General features: G+C 33.9%; 16 protein-coding genes. All 16 read right to left on the reverse strand.

Going from position 1 to position 16,353, the window contains the following annotated elements:
• Positions 1 to 11: 11 nt before the first annotated feature.
• A complete protein-coding gene (gene ffh / locus ACWZFG_RS06355; protein ID WP_177504034.1) occupies positions 12 to 1,358 on the reverse strand; it encodes a signal recognition particle protein in 1,347 nt (448 codons plus the stop codon).
• Between the two features lies 1 nt (position 1,359).
• The gene (ylxM, locus tag ACWZFG_RS06360; RefSeq protein WP_455577262.1) at positions 1,360 to 1,719 is read right to left on the reverse strand and encodes a YlxM family DNA-binding protein; all 360 of its coding nucleotides are present in this window, start codon (positions 1,717 to 1,719) and stop codon (positions 1,360 to 1,362) included.
• A 95-nt stretch (positions 1,720 to 1,814) separates the two neighbouring features.
• A complete protein-coding gene (gene ftsY, locus ACWZFG_RS06365) occupies positions 1,815 to 2,732 on the reverse strand; it encodes a signal recognition particle-docking protein FtsY (RefSeq protein ID WP_177504038.1) in 918 nt (305 codons plus the stop codon).
• A gap of 23 nt (positions 2,733 to 2,755) precedes the next feature.
• Positions 2,756 to 6,295, reverse strand: coding sequence for a chromosome segregation protein SMC (gene smc, locus ACWZFG_RS06370; protein ID WP_455577263.1), 3,540 nt, complete (start codon positions 6,293 to 6,295; stop codon positions 2,756 to 2,758).
• A gap of 93 nt (positions 6,296 to 6,388) precedes the next feature.
• A complete protein-coding gene (locus ACWZFG_RS06375; protein ID WP_177504043.1) occupies positions 6,389 to 6,649 on the reverse strand; it encodes a stage V sporulation protein S in 261 nt (86 codons plus the stop codon).
• 54 nt (positions 6,650 to 6,703) lie between these two features.
• A complete protein-coding gene (locus ACWZFG_RS06380; protein ID WP_455577264.1) occupies positions 6,704 to 7,771 on the reverse strand; it encodes an elongator complex protein 3 in 1,068 nt (355 codons plus the stop codon).
• 44 nt (positions 7,772 to 7,815) lie between these two features.
• Entirely contained in the window at positions 7,816 to 8,538 is a 723-nt protein-coding gene (gene rnc, locus ACWZFG_RS06385; RefSeq protein ID WP_147668826.1) for a ribonuclease III, read from the reverse strand.
• A gap of 12 nt (positions 8,539 to 8,550) precedes the next feature.
• The gene (fabF, locus tag ACWZFG_RS06390) at positions 8,551 to 9,795 is read right to left on the reverse strand and encodes a beta-ketoacyl-ACP synthase II (protein ID WP_455577265.1); all 1,245 of its coding nucleotides are present in this window, start codon (positions 9,793 to 9,795) and stop codon (positions 8,551 to 8,553) included.
• Between the two features lie 14 nt (positions 9,796 to 9,809).
• Complete coding sequence (locus ACWZFG_RS06395; RefSeq protein ID WP_147668830.1) at positions 9,810 to 10,754, reverse strand: NAD(P)H-dependent flavin oxidoreductase; 945 nt, start codon at positions 10,752 to 10,754, stop codon at positions 9,810 to 9,812.
• A gap of 80 nt (positions 10,755 to 10,834) precedes the next feature.
• Entirely contained in the window at positions 10,835 to 11,065 is a 231-nt protein-coding gene (locus ACWZFG_RS06400) for an acyl carrier protein (protein WP_147668833.1), read from the reverse strand.
• Positions 11,066 to 11,100: 35 nt separating this feature from the next.
• Positions 11,101 to 11,844 (reverse strand): 3-oxoacyl-[acyl-carrier-protein] reductase, encoded by a 744-nt coding sequence (fabG, locus tag ACWZFG_RS06405; RefSeq protein ID WP_455577266.1) that lies wholly within the window; start codon positions 11,842 to 11,844, stop codon positions 11,101 to 11,103.
• A gap of 1 nt (position 11,845) precedes the next feature.
• Positions 11,846 to 12,790 (reverse strand): ACP S-malonyltransferase, encoded by a 945-nt coding sequence (gene fabD, locus ACWZFG_RS06410; RefSeq protein ID WP_177504051.1) that lies wholly within the window; start codon positions 12,788 to 12,790, stop codon positions 11,846 to 11,848.
• A gap of 18 nt (positions 12,791 to 12,808) precedes the next feature.
• Positions 12,809 to 13,708 carry an enoyl-[acyl-carrier-protein] reductase FabK gene (fabK, locus tag ACWZFG_RS06415; RefSeq protein ID WP_418627449.1) on the reverse strand — a complete coding sequence of 300 codons (900 nt, stop codon included), beginning with the start codon at positions 13,706 to 13,708 and terminating at the stop codon, positions 12,809 to 12,811.
• Between the two features lie 50 nt (positions 13,709 to 13,758).
• A complete protein-coding gene (locus ACWZFG_RS06420) occupies positions 13,759 to 14,763 on the reverse strand; it encodes a beta-ketoacyl-ACP synthase III (protein WP_147668843.1) in 1,005 nt (334 codons plus the stop codon).
• Positions 14,750 to 15,772: a phosphate acyltransferase PlsX gene (gene plsX / locus ACWZFG_RS06425; RefSeq protein ID WP_177504053.1), complete on the reverse strand. Its 1,023-nt coding sequence runs from the start codon at positions 15,770 to 15,772 to the stop codon at positions 14,750 to 14,752. Before plsX ends, ACWZFG_RS06420 begins: the two co-directional genes overlap by 14 nt.
• A 16-nt stretch (positions 15,773 to 15,788) precedes the next feature.
• A complete protein-coding gene (fapR, locus tag ACWZFG_RS06430) occupies positions 15,789 to 16,343 on the reverse strand; it encodes a transcription factor FapR (protein WP_177504054.1) in 555 nt (184 codons plus the stop codon).
• Between the last annotated feature and the right edge of the window lie 10 nt (positions 16,344 to 16,353).

Raw genomic sequence — 16,353 nt, forward strand, 5'->3', positions numbered from 1 at the left:
ATAAAGACTTATTATTTCATAAAAGGTAACTTAAACCCGCTAAAACGACCGGTTTTCTGCATCCCCTTCATTTTCTTCATTAATTTTTTTGCTTCATTAAATTGCTTTAATAATTTATTTACATCTTGAACACGATTTCCACTACCTATTGCAATTCTTTTTCTACGACTGCCATTGAGAATACTCGGATCTCGCCGTTCTTTTTTCGTCATAGAAAGAATAATCGCTTCAATACGTTTTATCTCTTTCTCATCAAAATCAACATCGCCCAATTTTTTCTTTAAATTTCCCATTCCTGGAATCATTCCTAAGATTTGATCTATTGAGCCAAGCTTTTTTACTTGATTCATTTGATCGAGAAAATCATCTAAAGTAAATGAATCTTTACGAAGCTTTTTCTCCATCTCCTGCGCTTGCTCTAAGTCAAAATTAGATTGAGCCTTTTCAATTAAACTGAGAACATCGCCCATTCCAAGAATCCTGGATGCCATCCGATCCGGATGGAAGGCTTCGAGAGCTTCGAGTTTCTCACCCATACCAACAAATTTAATTGGACAACCAGTGACAGCCTTTACTGATAAAGCAGCACCGCCTCGAGCATCACCGTCTAGTTTCGTTAAAATAACACCATCAAGACCAAGATCCTGATTAAAATGCTCGGCAACATTTACTGCATCTTGACCTGTCATTGCATCTACCACTAATAAAATTTCATGTGGCTTAACTGTCTGCTTAATTGCTTTGAGTTCTTGCATTAACTCTTCATTAATATGCAAGCGACCAGCAGTATCAATAATGACAATATCATTTGCATAAGAATTCGCATGCACAACCGCTTGTTCAGCGATTGTTACTGGATTTATTCCCTCTGACATTGTAAACACAGGCAAAGCCAATTGTTCGCCTAAGACTTGCAATTGCTTAATAGCCGCTGGACGATAAACATCGGCAGCTACTAGTAAGGGACGTTTTCCTTGTTTTTTCAAAGCATAGGCAAGCTTACCGGCTGTAGTCGTTTTCCCTGCCCCTTGTAAACCAACTAACATAATAATCGTTGGCGGTTTCGATGAAATGTTAATCCTACTTTGTGTATCTCCCATTAACGCAGTTAATTCATCATTTACGATTTTTATAACAACTTGAGCTGGAGTTAATGTATCTAATACCTCTTGTCCAATCGCCCGTTCTTTTACTTTTTTTATAAAATCTTTAACAACTTTAAAATTAACATCAGCTTCCAATAAAGCCATCCGAACTTCTCGCATCGCTTCATTGACATCATCCTCTGTTAACTTACCTCTACCACGAAGTTTTTTAAAAGTTGCTTGCAACCTATCAGCTAAACCCTCAAAAATCATTTTATGCCTCCTCTGCCTCAGTAACTAAATCAGATATTTTCATTAAGATATTCTGAAAAACAGGCATCCTCTGCATATCTTGAGGCAACTCAGACATCATATGCAATATTTCCTTAATTTTTCGTTGTTCAAATTGATGTCGTTCTACCAATTTAAGTTTTTCTTCATATTCTACTAATACCTGTTCTGATCGATGAATAATATCATAAACAGCTTGCCGAGAAACTCCAAGCTGATCCCCTATTTCAGACAAAGAAAAATCTTGTAAAAAATGCATCTCTAAACAACTCTGCTGCTTTTCTGTAAGCAAAGCTCCATAAAAATCATAAAGAACAGCAATTTTTAATATTTTATCCAACATTCTGTTCCCACCATTACTTTAAAAGTAATATGCGTCAAGTAGATTTACTTGACATTAGATATTATACAAGAGTAATTAATCAATGTCAAGCCTTTTTACTTGTCACTAAATAAAGCTTTTGCAAAAGAGTCAGAGTCAAACGGTCGTAAGTCGTCAATTCCTTCTCCTACACCAATCCATTTTACAGGAATATCCAATTCCGCTTTCATTCCAATGACAACTCCACCTTTAGCTGTTCCATCTAATTTAGTTAATACAAGACCTGAAATTCCGGCAGCTTTTGAAAAAATTTGTGCTTGATTAATTGCATTTTGTCCCGTTGTTGCATCTAAAACTAATAGTGTTTCATGGGGCGCCTTAGGAATTTCTCGCTGAATTACCCGTGTGACCTTTTTCAATTCTTCCATTAAATTATATTTAGTATGTAAACGCCCTGCTGTATCAATAATTAAGACATCTACTTTTCGTGCTTTCGCAGACTGAACTGCATCAAAAGCAACTGCAGCAGGATCAGCTCCTTCGGTATGTTTGATAACATCAACGCCAACTCGATTCCCCCAAATTTCCAACTGATCAATCGCAGCAGCTCTAAAAGTGTCAGCGGCTGCAAACATAACACTTTTTCCTTCCTGCTTATAATAGTTGCCCAATTTTCCAATCGTCGTGGTTTTGCCAACTCCGTTCACACCAATGACCAAAATCACGATTGGTGTATCATCTGTAATTTTCTCTTTTACAGTAGTTCCACCTAATATTTCACTAATTTGCTTTTGAATAAATGGTTTTAAATCCTCAGGATTTTTAATCTCTTTACTCTTGATTCCTTTACGAATCTCTTTCATTAAATAATCTGTCGTTTTTACCCCCACATCGGCCATAATTAAGGCCTCTTCCAACTCATCCAAAAATTCATCATCAATTTTTGCATATCCAACAATAATTTGTTCAATTTTTTCGGTAAAACTTTGACGTGTTTTTTCCAATCCTTTTTTTAACTTATCAAAAAAACCCATATTTCAAATCCTCCATATATTGCTTAAGCTTCTTCTAATTTAACTGAAATTATTTTAGATATCCCGGTATCATCAACAGTCACCCCATGCATAGTATCGGCAGCTTCCATTGTTCCTTTACGATGTGTAACAACTACAAACTGAGTATGAATAGAGTAATCTCGTAAAAATTCGCTAAAGCGCTTTAGATTTGCTTCATCAAGAGCCGCATCTACTTCATCTAATACAACAAATGGACTCGGACGAAATGCTAGAAAAGCAAATAATAACGCAATTACAGTTAATGCTCTTTCCCCACCAGATAAAAGTGATAGGTTTCTCATTTTTTTATCTGGCGGCTGGACGTAAATCTCAATCCCACTCTCAAGAATGTCCTCATCTATTAATGCAAGTTTTGCTTGCCCACCCCCGAAAAGCCGTATATATATTTTTTGAAAATTATCATTAATCGCTTCAAATGCCATTTTAAATTGTTTAGTCATTGCAATATTCATATCTTTTATAATGCCTAATAAATAGTTTTTTGCAACAATTAAATCCTCTGATTGCTTTTTCATAAAGGAATATCTAGATTGTAATGCGTCATATTCTGAAATTGCATTCGGATTAATCGGTCCTAATTCTTTAATTGAAAGCTCTAAGTTGTTAATTTTATCTTGTACTTCTTTAATATCCACGCATGCATCTTGATCATCTTCTGCAAAATCTATTAAAGAATACTCCTGTTTCAACTTTTCTGAATATGTATTTACTTCATGATTATATTTCATAAAATCAATATCTAATTTATATAACTCTTCTTTTATTTCATTATGATTTTTCCGCAATTTTTGTGCGTTTTTATCATTTTCTTGTATTTGCGCTAATTTACTAAGTTTTATCTGATAATAATTTGAATAATCTTTAGCTACGCTTGTTTCCAATAACTTCAATTCATTATTTACTAATTCTTCCTGTTCAATCTCTTGTTGATATTTTTTTTGATTCCCTTGAAATTCAAAAAGTTTTAAACTTAATTCTTCTATTAAATAAACAAGCTGATCTTCATTTCGCTTATATTCGTTCTTTAATAAATTTTTATTGTTAAATTCCCCTTTAAGTCGATTACATTCAATTTTTAAGTTTAATAAATTTTTATTTTCCGACTCATAATTAGATTTTAAATTTGCTAAAGTATTTTCTATTTCTATATTTTGTTTATTTTTATTTTTGATTTGTTCTTCACAATTTCCAATTTCCTGCAAATATATTTTTCTTGTTTTTTCAAGCTGATCCATTTGTATTTTAGTATTTTGTAATTCTTCTTTTAAAATTTGATTTTTTTCCTCAATATTTTTCAAATCATCTACGACTTTTTGACTATTAATTTTTAAAGTTTCCTGTTTAAGATAATATGCATTCAATTTTTCTTTCAGCTTTTCCATTGAGAAAAAATTACGATCGATTTGACCTTTCTTTTCAATTAATAGTGTATCTAATTTTTCATTTTCTGTACATAAATCTTTTATCAGTAAATCTAATTTTTTTATTTCCTCTAAGCGATTAAAAAAATCCATCTCATTTTTTTTACTACTTCCGCCTGATATTGCCCCACTTGGATTGATTACTTCTCCGCCTAAAGTAACAATTCTAATTCGATTCGTTTTAATAATCTTTAATGCTGTATCAATCGAATCTACCACAAGTGTTCTACCCAAAAGATTTTCCACCGCTTTTTTATATTGCACATCAAACGAAACTAATTGATGTGCTAGCCCAATTACGCCAGGTATTTGTAAAATCTTTCTATCTAGTTCTAATCTATTCACTTGCAATAAATTTAATGGTAAAAATGTCACCCTGCCAACCTTTTCTTTTTTCAAAAAGGCTATCGCCTGTTTTGCAACCAATTCATTCATCGTAATAATATTTTGCAGATTTCCTCCCAATGCTACCTCTATGGCAGTAATATATTCTGCTGGTACTTTTATCAATTCTGCAATAACTCCACATATGTCTTTTCGCCAAGCACATTGGCTTTTTAGCACTAATCTAACAGCTTTATTAAATCCATCATAATTTTCTTGTAATGACGTTAAAAATTTAAATCTATTTTGTTTTTCAATTAACATCATTTTTGTCTTTTTATTCTTTTCTTCTACTTCATCTAGTTCCTTATGAAATGCATGAGTTTGCTCTTGCGTTTTTTGAAGTATTCCTTCCTTTTGCAAAATCAAATATTTCAACGCATTTACTTGACTATTGATAAAACGCGTATTATAGATACAAACACTTCGCTTAGATGAAAAATTTATTAGTTCTTGGTTAATTTTATTTAAACTAACTTGCGCAGAATTCATATTTTCTGCGATAAGGTTTAATTTATTACGTTTTTCCATTAAATCTGTAAAATTAATTAATGCATCTTCTTTATATTTTCCTAAACTTTTTTCGTTATGATTTATCGCTTTTTCTATATTTTCTTGTCTATTTTCAAGAATCCGAAGTTCTTCATTTGTTATCTTTAATTTAGATTCTATGTCTAGACTATCATCTGCGAGCATTTTAGACTTTATCTTTAAAGCCTCTAAGTCAGCTTTTTTCTGTGTTATCTCTAAAGTTGTATGATCAAGTGAGTTTTGTGCTTGTACAATCCTATCTTTTGCAATAATTATACAATTTTTATTCTTTTCTATTTTGAACGAAATCTCTTGCCTATATTCATTTAACCCTTTTAATTGTGTATCAATTTCTAAAATTTCATTATTAAATTTAGTCTTATCAACATCGTTTAAGGTTAATAAATTTTCTAGAGATTTTAGGTTAAGATTCAAAGAATCTTTTTTTTCGATGATACGGTTTAACTTTTTTTTGCTAATCAAGAATTCATGTTTTATGCTTTTTATTTTGTAGTTTTGCAATGAGTCAAATAATAGATTATATTGTCTTGTCTTATTGGCACTTTCTTTTAACGGTATACATTGTATTTCTAACTCATTTAAAATATCAGTCACTCTTAAAATATTTTGTTCCGTATCCGTTAATTTTCTAATAGAATCTTTTTGGCGAGTTCGGTATTTAGTAATCCCCGCAACCTCTTCAAAAAATGCTCTTCGCTCTTCAGGACGACTATTTAAAATTTGATCAACTTTATTTTGGCTAATCACACTCATCGCATCTTTTCCTAACCCCGTATCAAAAAAAAGTTGATGAATATCTTTTAGCCTACATGCTACTTTATTAATATAGAATTCACTTTCACCTGAACGAAAAATTCTTCTCGTCACAACGACTTCCTGGTACTCTAACGGTAAAACTCCATCAGAATTATCAAATATTAAAGAAACTTCAGCTACACCCGATGCTCTTTTATTACTACTGCCTGAAAAAATAACATCTTCTGTTTTCACTCCACGCAAGTTCCTAATATTTTGTTCTCCTAAAGCCCAACGAATCGCATCCGTAATATTACTTTTACCACTCCCGTTTGGGCCGACAATCGCCGTAACCCCCATATCAAAATCTAATTCAACCTTGTCAGCAAAAGATTTAAATCCATATGATTCTAGCTTACGCAACTGCACCACGTTCACCAACCCATTATTTCATACTATCGTATTGATATTATACACTATTTTAATAATGATTAGCAAAAAGTAGTAGCTAATTGCTACTACTTATCGCCTCTCAATGATAAATTTTATTCCCGTACAAATATTCCCATCTATAGTGGTTTCAATAAAGGCGGGAATAAAAACTAAATCAAAACCATTTGCAGCAACAAACCCTCTGGCTATTGCAATAGATTTAACAGCTTGATTAACTGAGGCCGCACCAATTGCTTGCATATGAACCTTACCATCATTTCTTAGGGAAGCAGTTAATGCCCCTGCTACCGCTTTCGGATTAGACTTATTAGATACTTTTAATATATTCATATCACCGATCCTCCAATTTTTAAGGATTACAGTTCAGAATATTCTTTGTAAAAATTAAATATTACTTATCAAATTTATATTTAGTGTATAGATTTGATTATCACATTTAATTTTTATAAAATTTTTCTCATTTGCTTCTTGAGAAAATTTTAAATTAAAATAAGGAAAGATTCTTGACCATTTCTTAATATTAGAATTTTTATTTCCTCTAATTTTAGAAGTAAGACGATTAGAGTGAAAAATGATAATTTCCTGTTTTAAAAAATTTTTTTTATATAAATTAATTTTTTCTAAAAATTTTGTAATGCTTAAATAAAATATTTCAGCTTGCACTAATTCGCCAAAAGCAGGATGATAGGGACCTGCAAGTACGTTAGCGGAATTTAAATTTTCAGTTGCTTGTAATCCCATTCTAATAATTGGGATCTGATGATTATCTAATAAAATTTTTAATATTGAACAATACTTGATAGATTCATCTAAGGATAGCGGAGTATATTGATTTTCGCAATAAAGTTTTGCTAATTTTGTATGATTTAAAACAACCGTTGGATAAATTCTTACAAAGTCAGGCTTCAATTCAATAATATTTCGAATTGTTAATAAACCTTTTAGCAGTGTATCTTTCGGTAACCCTGGCATAACCTGTAATCCCAATTTAAAGTTAGCATACTTTCGAATTACCGCTACCGCTAGTTCCACGTCTTCCTTCGTATGCCCACGACAAGATTTTTTCAGAACTTTATTATCTAAAGATTGAACTCCCAGTTCAATAATTGATACTCCATATAATATCAGGTTTCTTAAAATTAAATCATCTATTGCATCTGGTCTCGTTGAAATACGAATTGCTTGGATTTTGTCTTGTTTTAAGAATTCATAGGCAGGACTTAATAGTTCTTGTTGCTTTTCTATAGATAATGCGGTAAAACTTCCTCCATAAAAAGCTACCTCAATAAAAGCTGCATAATTTAACCTTTCTAGCCAGTCAAGAATTATTTTCCTTACATGATATTCATTCACCGTTGTTTGGCTGCCTGTAATTTTATGTTGATTGCAAAACACGCATTCATTTGTACATCCATAATGTGGAATAAAAACAGGAATAATATAACGTTTCATAATGAATACTCCTAAAGAAAAATGGATGACGTAAAGTCACCCATTTATATATTTATTTTATTTATCTTAAGCAAAGCTTCTTTTGCAGCACATTGCTCTGCCTCTTTTTTACTTTTTCCAAAACCAGAACCACTTTGATGTTGGTTAATAAAAACTGCAATATGAAACAATTTATCATGATCAGGGCCACTTTCAGAAATCAACTCATAATGAATCTTACTGTCACTATTCTTTTGAACAACTTCTTGTAATAAAGTCTTATAGTCTTGTACATATTTACCTTTTTTTACTATATCTAAATCATCTTTTAATTGCCCCAATACAAAGCTAGTAGCATTATCAATCCCCTGATCCAAATATATTGCACCAATTATTGCTTCAAATGCATCAGCTAAAATTGATGCTCGATTACGCCCACCTGTAGCCAATTCGCCCTTCCCGAACAGCAGATGTTTCCCAACATCTAATAAATGAGCCCTTTTTGCTAAAGTAGCCTCACAAACAACGCTAGCTCTCGCTTTTGTTAATTCACCTTCTGGCAGATTTGGAAAATTACAATATAAATAACTACTAACTATTAACTCTAAAACTGCATCACCTAAAAATTCTAGCCTTTCATTATGAATTACATGAAGTTTTTTTACTTCATTTGCATATGAAGTATGCGTTAATGCTTGATGCAAAAAAGAAATATCAAAAAACGTTATTCCTAATGTATGAGAAAATGTATTAAGTTCATCTTTTCTTTCTTCATTTAAAGTGTTCATAGCAATAAATGTTTACTTAGCAAATTTTTTTAATAAAATAGTAGCATTATGTCCACCAAAACCAAAGGAGTTAGATAATGCTGCATTTACTTTGCATTTTCTTGATTTATTAGGAACATAATCTAAATCTAGTTCTGGATCTGGTTGTTCATAATTAATAGTAGGAGGAACCTCATCATTTTCAATAGTTAACGCTGTAGCAATACATTCAACTCCGCCAGCAGCTCCTAGTAAATGTCCAGTCATAGATTTAATAGAACTTACTGCTAAATTATATGCATGATCTCCAAATAAATCTTTAATTGCTAATGTTTCATTTTTATCATTCATTGGAGTAGATGTTCCATGCGCATTAATATAATTAATTTCTTCTACATTCATTCCAGCATCAATAATTGCACGTTTCATACATTTAGCAGCTTGAACTCCACCAGGAGATGGAGCTGTAATATGATATGCATCTGAATTAGATCCATATCCAACCACTTCTGCATAAATATGCGCCCCTCTAGCTACCGCATGATCAAGACTTTCTAATATAACGACGCCTGCCCCTTCACCCATAATAAATCCACTTCTATTTTTTTCAAATGGGCGTGACGCTACTGTAGGATTATCATTATGTTCTACAGACATAGCTTTCATTGAGCAAAATCCAGCCACTGCTGCTGGTGAGATACAAGCCTCAGTTCCTCCAGCAACCATAACATCAGCTTCACCATATTGAATTAGTCTAAATGCATCACCTATAGAATTTGTCCCAGTTGCACAAGCCGTTACCACACAACTACTAGGACCTTGGAGCCCAAAAACAATAGACGTTTGACCAGTAGCCATATTACCAATCATCATTGGAATAAAAAATGGACTTACTCTACTAGGACCTTTTTCAAATAAACTTACATATTGAGAGTGCAAGGTTTCAATTCCACCAATACCTGTACCAATAATAACTCCGATACGTTCTTTATCCTCTGATTCTAAATCAATTTTAGAATCTTCAAATGCCATTTTTGTAGCTGCAACGGCAAATTGGGTAGATCTATCCATGCGTTTAGCTTCTTTTTTATCAATATATTCTGTTGGATCAAAATCACGTACTTCGCCAGCAATTTGTGTAGTATATCCAGTTGCATCAAATCGTGTAATTTGATTAATGCCAGATTTTCCTGCTAATAAGGCATTCCAAAAGTTTTCTTTTCCAATACCAATCGGAGTAATAGCTCCAATCCCAGTAATAACAACTCTATTTTTCAATCAAAGCACCTCACTTAATTTGTAACTTCAGCTTCCTTAAGAAGCTGAGCAAAAATTTCTTTTACTGATAAAATTTCTTCAATTTTATGAATATACTCCCCAGTAAATACAAGTCCATTTTCGACATCACCTTGTTGCGCTCGAATTAAGGCCTTGATTATGCAAAAATTCTGTTTGCATTTTTTTAAGCAAGCATCACATTTATCTATAGGAGAAATTCCATTCATTATCTTTTCAGCAAATGGATTTCGTACAGCACGACCTGGAAGCCCTACTGGGCTCTGTATTACAACAACGTCTTCCGGCCTAGCTTTTAAATAAAATTCTTTCAACGCTGGTGCTGCATTTGACTCTTCACTCGCAGCAAAGCGAGTTCCCATCTGAACACCATCAGCACCAAGTTTTATTAAATCTACAATGTCATATCCTGACATTGCGCCACCAGCGGCGATAACAGGAATATTGACAGCCTGTCTAATTCCTGGAATTAACGACTTTACTGATTGATCTGTTCCTAGGTGTCCACCAGCTTCTTTTCCTTCAACAATTACAGCCGTCGCACCCAAGTTTTCTGATATTTTAGCTAACTTTACAGATGATACAATTGGTACAATTGGTGTATTTGACTCCTTACCCAATCCAAACATATCACGTGAAAATCCAGCACCAGCAACAACTAGATCAATACCTTCACTTATAGCAGTTTTAACTAAATCACTAAATTTACGTGCAGCTACCATAGCATTTATTCCAATAACACCAGAAGTAAGTTTTCTAGCTAATCTAATTTCATGACGTAATTCATCCATTGACATACCAGATGCGGCAATAAGTCCAATTCCACCAGCATTGGCTACTGCAGCAGCCAATCTAGCAGTTGATAATCTAATAGCCATTCCACCCTGAATAATCGGCACCTTTGCAATTTTTTCACCAATTTTTAATTCTGGAAGTTTCACGAAATAATTCCTCCATTCAATAAAACATCACCTCAATAAAGTCCCGCTTTAGCGGGACTTTCAGAGAGTGATAAACTACATTATTTATTTTGCTCTATGTAGTTAACAGTATCTTTCACAGTTTTAATTTTTTCAGCTACTTCATCTGGAATTTCAACACTAAATTCTTCTTCAAATGCCATGATTAATTCAACAATATCAAGAGAATCAGCACCTAAATCATCAATAAAAGTAGAATCAATAGTAACATCATCAGCTTCAACACCTAATTGTTCTACTACAATTTCTCTAACTTTTTCAAAAGTTGACATACATTCACCTCCCTCCAAAGGTTGTTTCATATATATTACATTACCATGCCACCATCAACATTCAAAGTTTGCCCAGTAATGTAAGATGCATTATCAGAAACTAAAAACATTACAGCTTTAGCAACATCATCTGCTTCACCAAATCTTTGCAATGGAACTCTATTACTTAACTCTCTTTTTACTTCTTCAGATAAAATCGCCGTCATATCAGTAGCAATAAACCCCGGAGCAACTGCATTAACCGTTATTCCACGCGATGCCAATTCCCTTGCCATTGATTTTGTAAATCCAATAACACCCGCTTTAGCTGCTGCATAGTTTGCTTGACCAGAGTTCCCCATAATTCCAACAACTGAAGTCATATTCACAATCCTACCAGATTTCTGTTTCATCATCAATCTAGAAACTGCCTTTGTGCAAAGAAATATTCCCTTTAGATTTGTATTTAATACATCATCCCAGTCAGATTCCTTCATTCTCATTAATAATGAATCTCTAGTAATACCTGCATTATTTATTAGTATATCAATTCTTCCGCATTCTTTAACAACTTCTTGAATCATTTCTTCAACTGCATCTGCTTTAGAAACATCCGCTTGAATTAAAAATGACTTTCCACCAAAAGAGTTAATTTCACTTTCAACAGATTGCGCTGCTTCTTGATTTCCAGCATAATTTATTACAACTAAAGCACCAGCTTTTGCCAATGAAATTGCGATTGCTCTACCAATTCCGCGCGATGCACCAGTAACTAGAGCAACCTTACCATCTAAATGCATTTTAACGAACCTCCTTGAAATAATCAAGAGTTTTTTCTAAGGAGGTAATATCTTCGACATTTAAATTTATGATTAATTTATCAATTTTCTTATTAAAGCCATTTAAAACTTTTCCCGGACCAACCTCAATAAAAGTCTTAGCACCTTGTTCTACTATCTCAGCAACGCAGTCTTCCCACTTTACAGGACTAGCCGCTTGTTTAACTAATAAATTTTTAATTGTAGCAGCATCATGCATTACTTTACCATTAACATTCGCTACTACCGGGATTTTAGCATCACGAATTTCTACTTTGTCTAATTCAACGGCTAACTTTTCTGCTGCTGGTTGCATTAATAAACTATGAAATGGAGCACTTACTGGTAACATTACAGTTTTTCTAGCACCTGTATCTTTTAAACAGCTACAAGCTTCTTCTACGCCACGAGTAGTTCCTGCAATAACAACTTGCCCCGGACAATTAAAATTAACGGCTTGTACTGATTCTCCATTGTTCGAAATTCTTTGACAAATTTCAATAATCTTCTCTCTATCCATACCTAATATTGCAGCCATTCCGCCTTTCCCCAAAGGCACAGCCTCTTGCATGAATTTACCACGTTGGTGAACAAGATATACAGCATCTTCAAAATTTATTGCGCCGGCAGCTACAAGTGCAGAGTATTCACCTAAACTATGCCCTGCAACAATATCAGGACTTAAACCTTTTGACTTTAACACCTCAAAACATATAACACTCATTGTTAAAATAGCCGGCTGTGTATTATATGTTTTTCGCAGTTCCTCTTCCGGTCCATTAAAACACATATCTTTAATAGAAAAACCTAATGCTTTATCAGCCTTTTCAAATAAATCTTTAGCTATTTCATAATTTTCATATAATTCTTTTCCCATTCCTACAGTTTGAGAACCTTGTCCAGGAAAAACAAAAGCAATTTTATTCATCTGATCGCTCCTATTATATTATTTTTGAAACGTATTGTTTAATTTTTCTTTTACAGGATAAATCCCTTTAATTAAATTTTGCATAATATCATCCACAGATTCAATTGAGCTAATTAATCCAGAAATTTGCCCAATCATAACCGATCCATTATCAATATCACCTTTGTGAGTCGCTAAATGCAGTTTTCCCGCACCCAACTGTTCTAACGCTTCTATACTTGCCCCATTTTTTTCGAGTTCTAAATATTCACGCGTTAATTTATTTCCAATTACACGAACAGGATGCCCAGTGCTCACGCCCGTAACAACAGTTGATCGATCTTTAGCTTTCAGAACAGCATTTTTATAATTTTCATGGGCAATACATTCTTTTGATGCAACAAATCGCGAACCGATTTGTACTCCTTTCGCCCCAAGTGCAAATGCCGCTGTAATCCCACGTGAATCAGCAATCCCACCGGCTGCTATAACAGGAATATTTACAGCATCTACAATTTGAGGAACTAATGCCATTGTTGTAATTGTTCCAATATGTCCTCCACTTTCCATTCCCTCTGCAATTACAGCATCTACACCGATTTTCTCCAATCGTTTTGCTAACGCAACTGACGCAACTACTGGAATCACCTTACTGCCGATTTCTTTTAATGCCGGAATATATTCTCCTGGATTTCCCGCACCAGTAGTAACTACAGGCACTCTCTCATCAATTACAACTTCCATAACCTCTTTTACAAAAGGAGACATCAGCATAATATTTACACCGAAGGGCTTTTGCGTAAAGCTTTTAGCCTTTCGTATTTCATTTCTTAATATATCCGGCGGCATATGCCCTGCACCAATAATACCAATTCCTCCAGCGTTAGATACGGCAGCAACCAATTCAGCTGTACCAATCCAAGCCATTCCACCTTGCATAATCGGATATTCTATATTTAATAAATCACAAATAGTATCATTAAACAAAACTATTCCTCCTTCGACCATTTCAATACACAAGATGCCCATGTCAGCCCTGCACCAAATCCGACTAAAACTATAATGTCACCTTTTTTAAAATGGCGTTCTTTCACAGCTTCTGCAAGCGCAATTGGAATTGAAGCTGCAGAAGTATTTCCATACTTATTAACATTAACAAAAACTTTATCCATTGGCAAGTGTAAACGTTTTGCTGCCGATTTAATAATGCGAATATTTGCTTGATGTGGGATAAGACAATCCACATCCTTAGTATCCAAACCTGCATCTTCTAAAGCTTTATAAGCAGCCTCGCCCATAATTTTAATTGCAAATTTAAAAACTTCATTACCATTCATATGAATATAATGCATTTTATTTTTCACTGTTTCCAAAGTTGCAGGATAAAGACTTCCTCCTGCTGGCATATGCAAGAATTCAGCTCCAGAACCATCTGCACCTAATTCTACACCAAGTATCCCATATCCTTCTTCAACAGGACCAAGAACAGCTGCACCAGCACCATCCCCAAATAATACACAAGTATTACGATCTTCCCAGTTTGTAATTTTCGATAAAGACTCCGCAGCAACAATTAGAACCTTTTTGTACATTCCAGATTGAATAAATTGACTTCCTACACTCATGGCATATACAAAACCAGAGCAAGCAGCCGATAAATCAAAAGCTGCTGCATTTACCGCTTGTAATTTATTTTGTACTACACAAGCCGCCGACGGAAAAACCATATCAGGTGTCAAGGTTGCTACAATAATAAGGTCTATTTCTTCTGGCTTAACCCCTGCATCAGCTAAAGCATTTTGCGCCGCTTTCACTGCAATATCTGAGGTTGCTATATTGTCATCGACAATTCGGCGTTCACTGATTCCTGTCCGATCTATAATCCATTCATTATTCGTATCAACCATTTTCTCTAAATCCGCATTTGTTACCACTTTTTCTGGTGCATAGTACCCAGTACCTATTATTCCTACTCCAAATTTATTCTTTGACATTTTCTACATCGGCCTCCTTTATTACATTATCCTTAATATGCTGAACCACATCATTTTTTATATAATTACAGGTTATTCCAACTGCACTTCTAATCGCTTTGGCTTTTGAACTTCCATGACAAATAATAAAGCACCCATCTACCCCTAATAAAGGTGCACCACCATATTCAGCATAATCGACACGTTTACTAAGCTTTTTAAGACTTGACTTTAATACTAAAGCCGCCAATTTTGAAAATATATTACTATTTTTTATTGCATCTTTTAGCAAATCAATCATTGTTTTTGCTAATCCCTCGGCAAATTTTAAAACAATATTTCCTACAAAGCCATCACAAACTACAACGTCAACAGTTCCTTTAGGAATATCTCTTCCTTCAACATTTCCAATGAAGTTAATTGTTTTTAAGCTTTGTAAAAGAGGATATGTCGATAAAGCCTGTTCATTTCCTTTTGTAGGTTCCTCTCCTATATTTAGCAAACCAACTTTCGGATTATGTATACCAAAAACATATTTAGCATATATTGCCCCCATAATGGCACTCTGCTTTAATTGGTTTGGTTTACTATCAACATTCGCACCAGAATCTAACAATAAAGTTATTCCTTCACTGTTAGGTAGTGGAGTCGCAATTGTCGGTCTATCAATCCCAGAAATACGCCCTAAACCAAGAAGTGCCGCAGCTACAGCAGCACCAGTACTTCCAGCGGAAAGAACCGCATCACATTCTCCTGTCTTTACCAATCTTGTAGCCACAACAATCGAAGAATTTTTTTTTCTTCTTACAGCTGCACCAGGATGCTCTCCCATTTCAATTACTTCATCTGCATGATAAATCGAAATTTTATTTCTATTCCAATTAGGTTTAGTCGCTAAAACTTTATTAATTTTTTCTTTATCTCCGACTAAAACTAACTCGCAATCAAATTGTTCTGTAGCCTCTATAGCACCAAGCACAATTTCTTTTGGCGCATCATCACCGCCCATTGCATCAATTGCAATTTTCATAAAGAAATGCCCTCCATTAATCTAATGAAACCATAATAAATTTAGCACGAAATACTTCTTGACATGCATTTTTTATTTTCACCCAAACAAAATATTTATTACCTCTTCGCTTTACAATCTCTGCTTTTGCGATCAATTTTTCACCGACTTCTATCGGTATTTTATACTTTATATTTGCCACTCCAGTTACAGCGGCCGGCGCATCAATTACTGCTAAAGCCAAAGAATTTGCTTGAGAAAAGACATGATATCCCCTTGCCACTTTTGTTTTTTCAAAAACCATATCTTCTGTAACAGTCATTAAAGATATTCCGCTTTTGCCTAATTCTAAATCTATAAGCTCTCCTACAACATCTCTATTAGATATTGATTTAACTTTTAATTGCGCATCTTCTGCCATTTTTTTTATGCGTTCGCGCAATTCTGGAACCCCTAGTTCTAACCTATCTAAACGAATTGTCTGAATACTAACGTGTAAACGTTTTGACAATTCTTCATCAGTTAAAAAAGGGGTTTCTTGTATATATTCTAATAAAAATCGTTGTCTATCAGCTTTCTTCATCCGCGCCATACTACTATCA

The organism is Anaerosinus sp., assembly GCF_965318445.1.